The sequence below is a fragment of the Actinoplanes nipponensis genome (assembly GCF_016862275.1).
Lineage (GTDB): Bacteria > Actinomycetota > Actinomycetes > Mycobacteriales > Micromonosporaceae > Actinoplanes > Actinoplanes nipponensis.
This window is the reverse complement of sequence record NZ_BOMQ01000058.1, coordinates 1-12,339: the sequence shown is the minus strand read 5'-3', so window position 1 is coordinate 12,339 and position 12,339 is coordinate 1. Positions and strand designations below refer to the sequence as shown.

Below are 12,339 nucleotides of genomic sequence, written 5' to 3'. Positions count from 1 at the left end.
CCGCGACCCTATCCGCCCGCGGTCGTCAGCCGGGACACGAGTTGCGGGCGTCGCCGGTCTCGAGGCGGTCGAGGATCCGCCGGGCCACCGCGCCGAGCTGCTCCAGCTCCTGAGTGGACAGCGCGTCGAGCACCAGCGCGCGGACGGCCTCGACGTGGCCGGGCGCGCTTGCCAGCACCTTGATCCAGCCGGCCTCGGTGAGCACCGCGTTGGTGTAGCGGCCGTCGGAGGGGCAGGGCCGGCGCTCGATCCAGCCGCGGTTCTCCAGGCGCTTGACCACGTGCGAGAGCCGGGACAGCGAGCCGTTGGCCAGCGCGGCCAGCTCGCTCATCCGGCGGGTGCGCTCCGGCGCCTCGGACAGGCTGGCCAGGACGAGGTACTCGAAGTGGCTCAGTCCCGAGTCGCGTTGCATCTGCGCGTCCAGGGCGGCGGGCAGCTTCAGGAGCAGGCCGCCCAGGGGAAGCCAGGCCCGCAGCTCGTCGGGGCTGAGCCAGCGAGGGGAATCGACCGTCACGCCGACCATCGTACTGCTCGTTTGAAGCTTCAAGCAGGGCCGAACGGCCTACGCCGCCAGTGTCAGCAGCCGCTGGATCTGCGCCTGGCGCCGGGCGGTCATCGTCCCGGCGAGGGCCCGGGCGGGCGGGTACTGCCCTCCGGCGGCCTCCATCCGGGCCACCTCGACGCAGTTGTGCAGGTGCCCCAGGAGCAGGCTGACCGCCGTACGGTCGAAGTCGGCGCCGCGGGCGGCCTCGAGCTCGGCGATGTCCGCGGGCCGCAGCGAGTGCGGGTCGCCGTGTCCGGCGTGGGCCCCGGCGGCCGGGTCCGCCGACGGCGGTTGCTGCCAGCCGGTCAGCCAGCGCTGCATGGTCACGGCCTCACTCCGCCACTGGTCGCCCAGCTCGGTGGCCAGCGCGCGCACCCGGGGGTCGGTCGCGCGCCGCCCGGCGGGCGCGACGACCTGCTCGCCCTGCCGGATGTAGTCGAGGCTCATCTGCAGGAACATCACGTCGGCGCCGTTGAAGGACGGCGGCGGGGGCGCCGGTTCGGCGGGGGCGCAACCGGCCAGCGCGACCAGCACGAGCAGGGCGACGGCGAGTCCGCGCACGGTGACCTCCGGCCGGGATCGGCGCGCGGGTCCACGACGGTGGCCGTGGACCCGCGCGCCCGGGCGTGAACTCAGATCCGCGACCAGAGGGCCGGGACGTTCGGCGGCTCCCAGCCGACCAGCGCGGTGTGCGCCTGCCGGCAGCTGTACGAGGCGCCGCCGTAGGTGACGACGTTGCCGGGCACGTACGCGGTGCCCGCCCGCCAGGTCCCGCCGGCCGGCGGCTGGGTCGTCGGCGGCGTGGTGGGCTGGGTGGGCGGCGGCGTGGTCGGCGGCGGGGTGGTGGGCGGCGGGGTGGTGGGCGGCGGGGTGGTGCCACCGCCGCCGATGTTCACATCCACGCAGGAGTAGAACGCGTTCACCGTGTCCGCGATGTTCCACCGGGCCAGCACGGTCTGCCGGCCGGTGAAGCCACCCATGCTGACGGTGTGCGACTTGGTGGCGCCGGGCTGCGCGCCGCCGTCGTTGAAGGTGGCCAGCTTGGTCCCGCCGATGAAGTACTCCCACGTGCTGGTGGCGTGCCGGGCGGTGAGCACCCAGTTGAACGTCACCGAGGAGCCGACGCTGGCGGCGGGCCAGTTGCGGCTGTTGTCGTTGAGGACGGCGAAGCGGCTGCCGCCGCCGTTGCACTGCGTCGAGCCCTTGGGCGCCTCGACGCTCTGCGGCTCGTAGACGATGTCGCCGCAGTTGGCCACCGCGCCGCGGGCGCAGTTGGCCTGCCGGCTCGGCGGCGAGGAGATGTAGCCGTGCGCCGAGGCCGGCGCGACGGCGACGAACAGCGAGGCGCCGACCGTGGCCACGGTCAGCAGGGGCAGGGTGACTTTCCTTCTCATGAAGCGCTCCTCTTCATGGGGGCGGCAGGCCGGGGTCTGGGGGGACCCGGCCTGCCGCGGGCCACGGCGTGCCACGCCGGCGGACCCGGATGGCATCGACATTGCCCGATGGATGGAAGCTCCGTCGGCGATAGGCTCAACGTAATTTAAAGAGTGTTAACAGTAAAGACGCATAACGAAGATTTTCGATCCCCGGCCTCAGGGAGCGCTCTCCGCGGGCGGCGGGACTCGCCGCAAAGCTCAGACCGGCCCGCGCGCCGCCGATGTCAGGGTGTGCGGACCATCCATGACGTCATCGACGACCGCGCGGTGACCTCGCTGTTCCAGCCGCTGGTGGAGCTCTCCTCCGGGCGGGTGCTGGGCTACGAGGCCCTCAGCCGCGGCCCGGCCGGCAGCCCGTGGGAATCGCCCGTGACCCTGTTCGCCGCCGCCCGCGCCGCCGGGCGCGACGGCGAGCTGGACTGGGTGTGCCGGGCGGCGGCCTACCGTGCGGCCCTGGACGCCGGCCTGCGCCAGACCCTGTTCGTCAACATGGAGCCCACCGCGTGGCACACCCCGTGCCCCGCGGACCTGGCGCCGGTCGTCGCGCTGGCCCGCGACCGGCTGCGCGTGGTCACCGAGATGACCGAGCGGGCGATCGCGGCGGACCCGTCCGGGCTGCTCTCGGCCGCGGCGAACTGCCGGGCGGCGGGCTGGGGCGTGGCCCTGGACGACGTCGGCGCGGACCCGATGTCGCTGGCCCTGATGCCGTTCGTGCACCCGGACGTCGTGAAGCTGGACATGCAGCTGCTGCACTCCCCCGACGACCCGCACACCTCGCACGTGGTCGCCGCCGTGGCGGCGTACGCCGAGGCCAGCGGGGCGACCGTGCTCGCCGAGGGGGTGGAGACCGAGGCGCACGAGATCATCGCCCGCACGATGGGCGCGACCGTCGGCCAGGGCTGGCGCTACGGGCGTCCCGCTCCCCTGCCGGCCGTGCCGGAGCCGGTGGGCGCCCAGCTGCCGCTGTTGTCGCCGCCGGTCACCGACCGGACCGGCGGGACGCCGTTCGAGATCGTCGCGGCGCAGCGGCCCACGGTGGTCACCACCAAGGCGGCGCTGATGCCGATCAGCAAGTACCTGGAGGCGCTGGCCCGCGACAGCCACCAGCCGCCGGTGCTGCTCTCCTGCTTCCAGGAGGCCCGGCACTTCACCCGGGCGACGGCCCGCCGGTACATCGCGATCGCCACCCGCAGCCCGCTGGTGGCGGCCCTGGGGGTGGACCTCGGCGACGAGCCCGCGCCCGGCGTGCGGGGCGCGGCCCTGGCCGCCGGCGACACCCTGCGCGGGGAGTGGAACGTGCTGGTGGTCGGGCCGCACCAGGCGGCCGCCCTGGTCGCCCGCGATCTGGGCGACGACGGCCCCGAGGCGGACCGGCGCTTCGCCTTCGCCACGACCTACGACCGGACGCTGGTGATCGCGGCGGCCCGCTCGCTGCTGCACCTGCTGGCGCCGACCGACCCGCGGACGGTCCCGGACCTGCTCACGGTCTGACCGACGACGGAGGTGAACGTGGCGTGAAGTCACGGTGTGCGGCCTTTCGCCTGCGGTGCGCGGTTGCGCGGCATTCCTAGCGTGCGGACGTGATCTTGTCGATGTCCCGCCGAGCCCTGACCGCCGCCGTCGCCGGCCTCCTCGGGCTGGCCCCCGGCGCCTGCTCGGCCGGCCCGCCGGCGACCGGTCCCCCGGCCCCGGCCCCGGCCAGCGCGCCGGCCAGCGCGGCGGCCGGAGGACTGGCCCCCGCCGCGCCGGCCGCCCGCCCCTCGGCCACGCCGAGGGGCCACGGCTGGACGGGCGGCGACATCCCCGTCTTCCCGCCGGCGCCGCCGCCGCAGCCGATCACCCTGCCGGCCGACGGCAGCGTGCCGTACCTGTCGCGGATCCCGACCACGCAGCCGGTCGCCTTCCTCACCATCGACGACGGCTATCTCAAGTCGCCGGAGGCGCCCGCGCTGCTGGCGGCGGCCGGCATCCCGGTCACGCTGTTCCTGACCACCGACGCCATCCACGACGACGAGCCGTACTTCGCGCGGCTGCGGGACCGCGGCGCGGTGATCGAGGCCCACACGATCACCCACACCGAGCTGCGCGGCCGGTCGTACGCCTTCCAGCGCCGGGAGATCTGCGGCTCGGCGGACCGCCTCGGGCAGCGCTACCAGCGCCGGCCGGTGCTCTTCCGGCCGCCGTTCGGCACCAAGGACGCCACCACGCTGCGGGCGGCCCACGACTGCGGGATCAAGGCGGCGTTCATGTGGAAGGAGACCGTCCACAAAGGTAAGGTCCGCTACCAGGAGGGCCACCGGGTCCAGCCGGGCGACATCATCCTGATGCACTTCCGGCCGGCATTCGTGCGGGACTTCCTCGCCGCGCTGCGGGCGATCCACCGGGCCGGGCTGACCCCGGCCCTGCTGGAGGACTACGTGCCGGCCTGACCCCGAACGGATCAACGACTCAACACGGGGAAAACCGCGGGACGGCGGGCATAGTGACCACAGGGAGTTGGTCGCCATGAGGACGGGTCAGCACTGGCTGCGCCGGCACGTCGAGATCGTCGCCGTGCCCGGCCCCCGCCGGCTGGCCGTGCTGCCGCGCACCGCGACCCCGCAGATCTCGATCGCCGTCCGTCGCCGCCCGGCAGCCGGCCGGGTGAGCATCGAGGCGCGGCGATGACGCATCTGCGCGCGTTTCTCGGGGCGGACGACGCGGCGCTGACGCACCACCTGACCCACGACGGGCCGCTGGAGCCGGTGCTCGGCGCCATCGGCCGCGAGCTGACCGGCCCGGCCCGGGCCGCGCTCGCCGCCGAGCTGGCCACCGCGGCCGGCGGCCTGCTGGAGGAGGACCTCGGCGCGATGCTGCTGGGCGGGCTGATGAGCTACCGCGGCCTGCTCGACGCCGGTCAGGAGACCACGGCCGAGCCGGACCTGACCCGGCTGGTGCTGCTGGACGACCACCTCGTCCGGGTCGTCCACGAGCCGCACCTCGACGTCATCGCCGACCGGCGGCAGGTCTACGAGCTGCGGTTGACGCTGACCGTGGAGTTCACGGTGGAGGGCCTGGCGGCCACCGTCCGGGGCGGCCACCTGGTGCACGTGCGGGCCGCCCGGTGCGCGGCCGACGCCGAGCTGGCCTGGGCGGGACACCCGCTGCTGCACCACAGCGGCCTGGTCGACGCCCCGCTGGTGATGCGGCTCGGCGCCGGGATCCCGCTGCCCGCGCCGGCCGCCGTCCCGGCGCTGGCGCGCGGGACGGCCCGCGTGCGGCCACGCTGAGCTCAGCCGCGGGCCGACTCGGCCCGTCGCTGGAGGAACTCGTAGACGTCCTGCGCGTCGACCCCGGGGAAGGTGCCCGGGGGCAGGGCGGCCAGCAGGTGCGAGTGCACGCGCGCGCTGGGCCAGGCCTGCCCGGCCCAGCGGTCCACCAGCTCCGCCGGCGGCCGCCGGCAGCACGTGGGGTCCGGGCAGGTCGACACGGTACGCCGGGTGGTGTCGCCGCCGCGGAACCAGCGGGCGTGCTGGTACGGCGTGCCCACCGTCACCGAGAACTCCCCCGAGCGGGTCGACTCGACGTGCACGGTGCACCAGTACGTGCCCTTGCCGGTGTCGGTGAACTGGTAGAACGACGAGTACGGGTCCTCGGCGGCGAACACCGTGCGCGACGCCCACTTGCGGCACACCGGCTGCCCCTCGATCGCGCCGGTCACGTCGGTCGGGAAGCGCACGTCGTCGTTCTCGTACGCCTTGTAGACCGTGCCGCTCTCGTGCACCCGGGCGAAGTGCACCGGGATGCCGAAGTGGTGGGTGGCCAGGTTGGTGAAGCGGTGCGCCGCCGTCTCGTAGGAGACCCCGAAGGCGTCCCGGAAGTCGTCGATGGCCAGGGCCCGGTCGGCCTTGGCGTCGCGCAGGAACTCGGTGGCGAACTTCTCCGGCATCAGCAGCGCCGCGGCGAAGTAGTTGACCTCGACCCGCTGGCGCAGGAAGTCGCCGTAGTCGGCCGGGTCGTGGTGGCCGAGCACGAAGTGCCCGAGCGTCTGCAGCACCACCGCCCGCGGGTCGTGCCCCTTGCCGCTGGCCACCTGGGGCAGGTAGATCTTGTGGTTCTTCAGATCGGTCACCGAGCGGGCCGAGCCGGGCAGGTCGCTCACGTAGTGCAGGGTGAAGCCCAGCTGGGCGGCGATGTCGAGGATGCCGCGCTGGGACAGCGGGCCGGTGGTGTGCCGCACCGACTCCAGCACCTTGGCCGCGGCCTGCTCGATGTAGTCGAAGTAGTTGTCCCGCTCGCGCATCTCGATCCGCAGCTGCTGGTTGGCCCGCCGGGCCACCTCGGGCGTGGCGCTCTGCTCGGTGAGCAGCCGGGTCAGCTCGCGGTGCAGCCCGATCAGCGACTCGAGGGCGTCGGCCGGCAACCGCCGGCCGCCGCGGACCACCGGCAACCCGAGCGCCGTGTAGGCCGGCTCGCGCTGGAAGTGGGCCAGCTCGATCTCCAGCCCGGCACGCCGGCTCGGCGCCTCCGGGCGCAGCAGCTCCTGCATCGGCACGCCCAGCGCGCCCGCGATGGACTGCAGCACGCTGAGCTTCGGCTCCCGCTTGCCGTTCTCGATCAGGGAGAGCTGGGAGGGCGCCCGGCCGACCGCCGCGCTGAGCTGGTCGAGCGTCATGCCCTTGGCCCGGCGCTGGTGCCGCAGCCGCTGGCCCAGCGTCACGAGATCGACGGTGGCGTCGGTGGGGGAAGCCGTCATGGGAATTCACGCTAGCAGAATATTCGCGATTCTTCTGCTCACATTCGCCTTCAGAACCCCTTGCGTCCTCCGCGAAAGTGAAGTTCTGCCACCGCAGCACCAAGCGCAGCACGGAAGGGCATTCTCATGACTGATCAGCTGACCGAAGTCAGGGGCGGTACCGCCGCGGACCTCACTCGGGCGTGGGCCGGCGATCCCCGTTGGTTGGGCGTCACCCGCAGCTACACGGCGCAGGACGTCGTCAAGCTGCGCGGCAGCGTCCAGGAGCAGCACACCCTGGCCGAGCGGGGCGCCCGCAAGCTCTGGGATCTGCTGCACGACGAGGAATACATCAACGCGCTCGGCGCCATGACCGGCGGCCAGGCCGTGCAGCAGGTCCGGGCCGGGCTCAAGGCGATCTACCTCTCCGGCTGGCAGGTCGCGGCCGACGCCAACCTCTCCGGGCACACCTACCCCGACCAGAGCCTCTACCCGGCCAACTCGGTGCCGGCGGTGGTGCGCCGGATCAACAACGCGCTGCTGCGCGCCGACCAGATCGACACCGCGGCCGGCCGGCACGACCGGGACTGGATCGCCCCCATCGTGGCCGACGCGGAGGCCGGCTTCGGCGGCCCGCTGAACGCCTTCGAGCTGATGAAGGCGATGATCGTGGCGGGCGCGGCCGGCGTGCACTGGGAGGACCAGCTCGCCTCGGAGAAGAAGTGCGGCCACCTCGGCGGCAAGGTGCTCATCCCGACCGCCCAGCACATCCGCACCTTGAACGCCGCCCGCCTGGCCGCCGACGTGGCCGGGGTGCCGAGCCTGATCATCGCCCGCACCGACGCGCTGGCCGCGGACCTGATCACCACCGACGTGGACGAGCGCGACAAGCCCTTCCTCACCGGCGAGCGCACGGCCGAGGGCTTCTTCCGGGTCCGCAGCGGCCCGGACGCCGCCATCGCCCGCGGTGTCGCCTACGCCGACTACGCCGACCTGATCTGGTGCGAGACCGGCAAGCCCGACCTGGAGTTCGCCCGCGCGTTCGCCGAGGCCGTGCACAAGGTCCACCCGGACAAGATGCTGGCCTACAACTGCTCGCCGTCGTTCAACTGGAAGCGCAACCTCGACGACGCCACCATCTCCCGGTTCCAGAAGGAGCTCGGCGCGATGGGGTACAAGTTCCAGTTCGTCACGCTGGCCGGCTTCCACGCGCTGAACCACTCGATGTTCGAGCTCTCGAAGGGCTACGCCACCGAGGGCATGAGCGCGTACGTGCGGCTGCAGGAGGCCGAGTTCGCGGCCGAGGCCAACGGCTACACCGCGACCAAGCACCAGGCCGAGGTCGGCACCGGCTACTTCGACGCCGTCTCCACGGCGCTGAACCCCGAGAGCTCCACCACCGCGCTGTCCGGCTCGACCGAAGCGGAGCAGTTCTGATGGAACCCGTCACCGTCGCCCCCACCGAATACACCGACATCCTGACCCCCGAGGCGATCGAGTTCGTCGTGGCGCTGGACCGTGAGTTCGGCGCGCGACGGGTCCAGCTCCTCGACCGGCGCCGGCGCCGCCGGGCCACCCGCACCACCGAGCTGGACTTCCTGTCCTCGACGAAGCAGATCCGCATCGACGACACCTGGACCGTGGCGCCCCCGGCCGAGGACCTGATGGACCGCCGGGTGGAGATCACCGGGCCGCCGGAGCGCAAGATGACGATCAACGCGCTCAACTCCGGCGCCAAGGTCTGGATGGCCGACTTCGAGGACGCCACCGCGCCGACCTGGGAGAACGTGCTCTCGGGCCAGCGCAACCTGCGCGACGCGCTGGACGGCACGCTCGACTTCACCGCCCCGGACGGCCGCGAGTACAAGATCGGCACGGACCTGCCGACGATCATGGTGCGGCCGCGCGGCTGGCACCTGCCGGAGTGCCACGTGCGGATCGGCGGGCGGGCCGTCTCGGCGTCGCTGTTCGACTTCGGGCTGTACCTGTTCCACTGTGGGCGCAAGCAGATCGAGCGCGGCAGCGGCCCGTACTTCTACCTGCCCAAGCTCGAGAGCCACCTCGAGGCCCGGCTGTGGAACGACGTGTTCGTCTTCGCCCAGCAGCGGCTGGGCATCCCGCGCGGCACGATCCGCGCGACGGTGCTCATCGAGACGATCACGGCGGCCTTCGAGATGGACGAGATCCTGTACGAGCTGCGCGAGCACTCGGCCGGGCTCAACGCCGGCCGCTGGGACTACCTGTTCAGCATGATCAAGAACCGGCCGGACGTGGTGCTGCCCGAGCGCTCGCAGGTGACGATGACCGCGCCGTTCATGCGGGCGTACACGGAACTGCTGGTCAAGACCTGTCACCGGCGTGGCGCCCACGCCATCGGCGGCATGGCCGCGGTCGTGCCCAGCCGCGACCCGGTGGCCGCCAAGCGGGCGCTCAACCAGGTCCGCCAGGACAAGCGGCGCGAGGTCGGCGACGGCTTCGACGGCTCCTGGGTGGCCCACCCCGGGCTGGTCGAGACCTGCCGCGAGGTCTTCGACCAGTGGCTCGGCTTCGAGCCGCACCAGATCGTGCGCAAGCGCGAGGACGTGCGGGTCACCGCCAAGGAGCTGCTGGACGTCAAGGCCACCGCGGTGACGGTGAGCGAGGTGGCGCTGCGCACCAACGTCAGCGTGGCGCTGCGCTACGTCGCGGCGTGGCTGGGCGGGCGGGGCGCGGTGGCGCTCGGCGGGCTCATGGAGGACGCGGCGACCGCGGAGATCTGCCGGACCCAGCTCTGGCAGTGGATCTCCACCGGCACCCCGACCGACTACGGCGTGCCGGTGACCGCGGGCCTGGTCACCCGGATGCTGCGCGAGGAGCTCGACGTGCTCGCCGAGACCGGCGCGCTGGACGAGGACTCCGCCCGCTGCTTCGGCCAGGCGCGCACGCTGCTGACGGTGCTGCTCACCGAGCGCACCTGCCCGGAATTCTTCACCCTGCCCGCGTACCTGCGGCACATGACCGGTGGCAACCTCCAGCCGGCGGCGGCAGTCCCGGCCTGACCGGGAGCAACGGGCACGGCCCGGCGGCGAGTGCCGCCGGGCCGTGCCCGTTTGTGCGGGCCGTGTGCCCGGGTTGACGGACGGTGAGAAAGCTCGTGCCGCGCCGGGCCCGGCGAACCGCCTCCCGGGGTGACATGCTGGGTCGTCAGCCCCCGTCAGCAGCGCTGGGAGGACGTGCCGATGCTGCCGCTCAAGCAAGAGAACCTGTCGTCCCTGCCCGCCGATCTGCCGGTCCCGGCCTACGATCGCGGCGCCCTGCGGACCGGCATCGTGCACTTCGGCGTCGGTGGCTTCCACCGGGCGCACGAGGCGATGTACCTCGACCGCCTCATGACCGCGGGCCAGGCGCTGGACTGGGCCGTCTGCGGGGTGGGCGTGATGCCGGCCGACCGGCGGATGGCCGAGGTGCTGCACGCCCAGGACGGCCTCTACACGCTGGTCGTCAAGGCCCCGGACGGCACCCTCGAGCCGCGGGTCATCGGCGCGATCAAGGAGTACCTGTACGCCCCGGACGACCCGGAGGCCGTGATCGAGAAGATGGCCTCCCCCGAGGTGCGGATCGTCTCGCTGACCATCACCGAGGGTGGCTACAACTTCAACGCGGTCACCGGCGAGTTCGTCGCCGACCACCCCGACGTCCAGCACGACCTGCGGCCGGGCGTCGCGCCGCGGACCACCTTCGGGCTCATCACCGCCGCGCTGGCCCGGCGCCGGGAGCGCGACGTGCCGCCGTTCACGATCATGAGCTGCGACAACATCCAGGGCAACGGGCACGCGGCGCGGCGCAGCTTCGTCGCGTACGCCACCCTGCGGGACCCCGAGCTGGGCGAGTGGGTCGAGCAGCACGTCGCCTTCCCGAACAGCATGGTCGACCGGATCACCCCGGTGACCACGGACGACGACCGCGCCGAGGTCCGCAAGCGGTGGGGCGTGGACGACGCCTGGCCGGTGGTCTGCGAGCCGTTCACCCAGTGGACGCTGGAGGACGTGTTCCCCCAGGGCCGGCCGCCCTTCGAGGACGCCGGCGTGCAGGTGGTGGCCGACGTCGAGCCGTACGAGCTGATGAAGCTGCGCCTGCTCAACGCCAGCCACCAGGCGCTCTGCTACTTCGGCTACCTGGCCGGCTACCGGCTGGTGCACGAGGTGGCGCAGGACCCGCTGTTCGCGCGGTTCCTGCTGGCCTACATGGACCGCGAGGCCACCCCGACGCTGGAACCCGTGCCCGGCATCGACCTGGACTCCTACAAGCGCCAGCTCCTCGAGCGCTTCTCCAACGCCCAGGTCCGCGACACCGTGGCCCGGCTGTGCGCGGAGAGCTCCGACCGCATCCCCAAGTGGTTGCTGCCGGTGATCCGGCACAACCTGGAGACCGGCGGCGAGATCGTCCGCGCCACCGCGGTGGTGGCCAGCTGGGCCCGGTACGCCGAGGGCGTCGACGAGCACGGCGACCCGATCGAGGTCGTGGACCGGCTCAAGGACACCCTGACCGCCGCGGCCCGCCGGCAACGGGAGGACCCGCTGGCCTTCATCGCGAACCGGGACCTGTTCGGCGCGCTGAGCGAACACGAGCGGTTCGTGTCGGCGTACCGCTCGGCGCTCTCCTCGCTGCACCACAAGGGCGCGCGGGCGACGCTCGAGGAGCTGGCCGGCGCCTCCTGAGCTGCACCACGCCGCGGGCGCCGGCCCGGCGCAGAAATCCCGGGCCGGCCGGCAACCTTCCGGGCGCCGGCGACCACTCGCAAGGTATGGAAACGTCCCCCTCCCCCCGCCGCTGGCGTTCCGGCACCATCGCCGGGATCGTCGCCTGCGGCCTCGGCGTCGCCGCGATCGCCTTCACCCAGAACGCCTCGGCCGCCACCGCCTGGCCGTCCGCCCAGGGCCTGGTCAAGGTCAGCGCCACGACCAAGGTGTCCGGCACGTTCGACGGTGGCCTCAAGCGGTACTTCGGCATCGGCGACGGGGGCCAGAGCGAGAGCCAGGACCCGATGTTCTCCCTGGCCGACGGCGCCACCCTCAAGAACGTCATCATCGGCGCCCCGGCCGGCGACGGCGTGCACTGCAGCGGCTCGTGCACCCTGGTCAACGTCTGGTGGGAGGACGTCGGCGAGGACGCCGCCACGTTCAAGGGCGGCACCTCGGCGCGGTACACAGTGGATGGTGGGGGCGCGCGCTCGGCGTCGGACAAGGTGTTCCAGCACAACGGCGGGGGCACGCTGACCGTCAGGAACTTCCAGGTCAGCGACTTCGGCAAGCTGTACCGCTCGTGCGGCAACTGCAAGACCCAGTACAAGCGGGCCGTGGTGTTGCAGAACATCACCGCGACGGCGCCGGGGAAGTCGCTGGCCGGTATCAATACCAACTACGGTGACACGGCCCGGTTCTCCGGCATCACGATTGTCGGGGACAGCAAGAAGAAGATCAGCATCTGTGATCGGTTCACCGGGAACAACACCGGCGCCGAGCCGCCCAGGACCGGGTCCGGGGCGGATGGCAAGAACTGCTTCTTCAGCGGTTCGGATGTCGTTTACAAGTAGCCTTTCCGCTTTCCTTGAGCAGCCGGGCCGGCGCCTCCCCGCGTCGGTCCGGCCTTTTCTTGCTTGCGGTGGA

Annotated in this window: 12 protein-coding genes; 8 read left to right on the top strand and 4 right to left on the bottom strand. The window is 72.7% G+C overall.

Features of this window, described 5'->3' with window-relative positions:
• Positions 1-25 precede the first annotated feature (25 nt).
• The 3 genes from Ani05nite_RS24215 to Ani05nite_RS24205 all read right to left on the bottom strand — a co-directional run bounded on the left by Ani05nite_RS24215 (position 26) and on the right by Ani05nite_RS24205 (position 1,938).
• Positions 26-523, bottom strand: a complete 498-nt coding sequence (locus tag Ani05nite_RS24215) for a MarR family winged helix-turn-helix transcriptional regulator (RefSeq protein ID WP_203771759.1) — start codon at positions 521-523, stop codon at positions 26-28.
• Positions 524-562: 39 nt separating this feature from the next.
• Positions 563-1,105, bottom strand: a complete 543-nt coding sequence (locus Ani05nite_RS24210; RefSeq protein ID WP_239130563.1) for a DUF305 domain-containing protein — start codon at positions 1,103-1,105, stop codon at positions 563-565.
• Positions 1,106-1,176: 71 nt separating this feature from the next.
• Positions 1,177-1,938, bottom strand: a complete 762-nt coding sequence (locus tag Ani05nite_RS24205; protein WP_203771757.1) for a lytic polysaccharide monooxygenase — start codon at positions 1,936-1,938, stop codon at positions 1,177-1,179.
• A 273-nt stretch (positions 1,939-2,211) separates the two neighbouring features.
• On the opposite strand from Ani05nite_RS24205, the gene Ani05nite_RS24200 reads away from it, so the two are divergent.
• From Ani05nite_RS24200 to Ani05nite_RS24185, 4 genes are all read left to right on the top strand, one after another.
• Positions 2,212-3,471 (top strand): sensor domain-containing phosphodiesterase, encoded by a 1,260-nt coding sequence (locus tag Ani05nite_RS24200; RefSeq protein WP_203771755.1) that lies wholly within the window; start codon positions 2,212-2,214, stop codon positions 3,469-3,471.
• Between the two features lie 89 nt (positions 3,472-3,560).
• Positions 3,561-4,409 (top strand): polysaccharide deacetylase family protein, encoded by an 849-nt coding sequence (locus Ani05nite_RS24195; RefSeq protein WP_239130561.1) that lies wholly within the window; start codon positions 3,561-3,563, stop codon positions 4,407-4,409.
• A 76-nt stretch (positions 4,410-4,485) separates the two neighbouring features.
• Positions 4,486-4,647: a hypothetical protein gene (locus Ani05nite_RS24190; protein ID WP_203771753.1), complete on the top strand. Its 162-nt coding sequence runs from the start codon at positions 4,486-4,488 to the stop codon at positions 4,645-4,647.
• The gene (locus Ani05nite_RS24185) at positions 4,644-5,249 is read left to right on the top strand and encodes a hypothetical protein (RefSeq protein ID WP_203771751.1); all 606 of its coding nucleotides are present in this window, start codon (positions 4,644-4,646) and stop codon (positions 5,247-5,249) included. Before Ani05nite_RS24190 ends, Ani05nite_RS24185 begins: the two co-directional genes overlap by 4 nt.
• 2 nt (positions 5,250-5,251) lie before the next feature.
• Here the strand turns inward: Ani05nite_RS24185 and Ani05nite_RS24180 are convergent, their stop codons facing one another.
• Entirely contained in the window at positions 5,252-6,715 is a 1,464-nt protein-coding gene (locus tag Ani05nite_RS24180; RefSeq protein WP_203771749.1) for a helix-turn-helix transcriptional regulator, read from the bottom strand.
• A 126-nt stretch (positions 6,716-6,841) separates the two neighbouring features.
• Between Ani05nite_RS24180 and aceA the strand changes: the two genes are divergently transcribed.
• From aceA to Ani05nite_RS24160, 4 genes are all read left to right on the top strand, one after another.
• Entirely contained in the window at positions 6,842-8,131 is a 1,290-nt protein-coding gene (gene aceA, locus Ani05nite_RS24175) for an isocitrate lyase (protein ID WP_203771747.1), read from the top strand.
• Positions 8,131-9,732 carry a malate synthase A gene (aceB, locus tag Ani05nite_RS24170; RefSeq protein WP_203771745.1) on the top strand — a complete coding sequence of 534 codons (1,602 nt, stop codon included), beginning with the start codon at positions 8,131-8,133 and terminating at the stop codon, positions 9,730-9,732. Before aceA ends, aceB begins: the two co-directional genes overlap by 1 nt.
• A gap of 129 nt (positions 9,733-9,861) precedes the next feature.
• On the top strand, positions 9,862-11,391 hold the full coding sequence (locus Ani05nite_RS24165; RefSeq protein ID WP_239130556.1) for a mannitol dehydrogenase family protein: 1,530 nt from the start codon (positions 9,862-9,864) through the stop codon (positions 11,389-11,391).
• Between the two features lie 86 nt (positions 11,392-11,477).
• Positions 11,478-12,266, top strand: coding sequence for a pectate lyase (locus Ani05nite_RS24160; RefSeq protein WP_203771743.1), 789 nt, complete (start codon positions 11,478-11,480; stop codon positions 12,264-12,266).
• The last annotated feature ends 73 nt before the right edge of the window (positions 12,267-12,339 follow it).

What these genes read in the sequence shown, in the direction of transcription:
- Ani05nite_RS24190 (WP_203771753.1), top strand. Translation starts at nt 4,486, where the DNA reads ATGAGGACGGGTCAGCACTGGCTGCGCCGGCACGTCGAGATCGTCGCC.
- Ani05nite_RS24160 (WP_203771743.1), top strand. Translation starts at nt 11,478, where the DNA reads ATGGAAACGTCCCCCTCCCCCCGCCGCTGGCGTTCCGGCACCATCGCC.
- Ani05nite_RS24215 (WP_203771759.1), bottom strand. Translation starts at nt 523, where the DNA reads ATGGTCGGCGTGACGGTCGATTCCCCTCGCTGGCTCAGCCCCGACGAG.
- Ani05nite_RS24185 (WP_203771751.1), top strand. Translation starts at nt 4,644, where the DNA reads ATGACGCATCTGCGCGCGTTTCTCGGGGCGGACGACGCGGCGCTGACG.
- Ani05nite_RS24205 (WP_203771757.1), bottom strand. Translation starts at nt 1,938, where the DNA reads ATGAGAAGGAAAGTCACCCTGCCCCTGCTGACCGTGGCCACGGTCGGC.
- Ani05nite_RS24180 (WP_203771749.1), bottom strand. Translation starts at nt 6,715, where the DNA reads ATGACGGCTTCCCCCACCGACGCCACCGTCGATCTCGTGACGCTGGGC.
- aceB (WP_203771745.1), top strand. Translation starts at nt 8,131, where the DNA reads ATGGAACCCGTCACCGTCGCCCCCACCGAATACACCGACATCCTGACC.
- aceA (WP_203771747.1), top strand. Translation starts at nt 6,842, where the DNA reads ATGACTGATCAGCTGACCGAAGTCAGGGGCGGTACCGCCGCGGACCTC.